Here is a 1,467-nt window from a genome sequence, read left to right on the forward strand (position 1 = left end):
ACCCCTCCTAGGGCAGTACATATAGTACCCTAGGCTGATAGACTGTTACCATCTATCACAGGTGCATTCATTATATTTATAGCACCCACTCTGTCCCTATGGGTATGATAGCCACAAAAACAATTATATTTTCTATCTTTAGCTTTATTTTGAGTACCACAATTAGGACAAATTTGACTTGTGTACTTAGGATCAACATACTCAACTACAATTCCTTCCAAATGAGCCTTATACTCAATGAATTGAGATAACCGATAGAATGACCATGTATGCAGATTTTTCTCGTTTTTACGGCTTGTTCTTGCCGTGTTTCTGATATTTGTTAGTTTCTCTAAACGGATAACAGAAACATTATTTTTGACTGCAAAATTTATAATTTGTCTGCTTATTTTATGGTCTTTATCTTTCATCCAGCGTTGCTCTTTATCATCAAGATTTTTAATGGCTTTAAGTTTCTTAGCTTTGCCTAACTTTTTACGCTTTGTTCTATATTTTCTTTTAATGTATTTATTTTCTCTGCCATTACCAAAAAATTTAATTTTTCCCAATTCGGTTACAGCTACAGCAGGAACTTTTAAGCCTAGGTCTACACCCATTACGACATCACCTTTAGCTACAGGAGATTGTTTTTCAACACTTATTTGAGCCATATATTTAGTACCCTTCTTGGTTATCCGCAATGCTCCTAAGTGACCTTCTAGTTGTTTAAGCTGATAATCTGTCATGATAGTTTTAGTTTGAATACGCCTTGATTTTCCTTCTACAACAACTGGAAAACTAAGAATACCATCTTTAAATGAATAATTTTGATTATTCCATATACAGACAGGTTTTCTAAGGGTAGGTACACTGATTGCTTTTTGTTTATTAGTGGATAGTTTTGAATTGGTCTTGACAGCTTTTTTGTACTTGGCACAGATACTTTTAGCATCTCGAATAGCTTGGTTTTTCACTGCACTTGGCATATTAGCAAGTACATTTTTTGATGATAATTTTATCCTTTCTTCCGATTGGAGTATAGATGAAACAATACTATTAACAGTATAGATATATTCTTTAGATATAGCCTCTACTAACTGAACTTGTTCTTTTGTTAAATTAATCTTGAATTTCACCGTTATCTGCATGATTTCACTTCCTTTCAGACGTTTTTTGACTTTCAATATATTGCTTTATAACATTTAATGGTGCTCCTCCAACTGTAGATACAAAATACGAATTTGTCCAAAGTGTTGGAAGTTTAGTTGTGAGATGTTTAAATTCTTGTCTCAAATAGCGTGATGTCGCCCCTTTAATATGTTTTATGGTTTTATGAATACCATACTGAGGATCTACTTCTAAAAGCAAATGTACGTGGTCTGGCATAATTTCCATTTCAATTATATCGACCTTAATGTTTGAACAAGTTTGAACAATCAACTCCTTTAATCTTGCTTCAACAGCTCCATGAAGGACTTTTCGTCGATA

Annotated in this window: 2 protein-coding genes; both read right to left on the reverse strand. The window is 33.3% G+C overall.

The window, feature by feature from the left end; all coding sequences use genetic code 11:
• Positions 1-29: 29 nt before the first annotated feature.
• Positions 30-1,127: an RNA-guided endonuclease InsQ/TnpB family protein gene (locus tag JOC73_RS15025; protein ID WP_204404687.1), complete on the reverse strand. Its 1,098-nt coding sequence runs from the start codon at positions 1,125-1,127 to the stop codon at positions 30-32.
• 4 nt (positions 1,128-1,131) lie between these two features.
• Positions 1,132-1,467: IS200/IS605 family transposase (gene tnpA, locus JOC73_RS15030; protein WP_204404689.1), on the reverse strand; the 336-nt coding region annotated here is incomplete at its 5' end.

It is taken from the genome of Alkaliphilus hydrothermalis (assembly GCF_016908555.1).
In the GTDB taxonomy this organism is placed as follows: Bacteria; Bacillota; Clostridia; order Peptostreptococcales; family Natronincolaceae; genus Alkaliphilus; species Alkaliphilus hydrothermalis.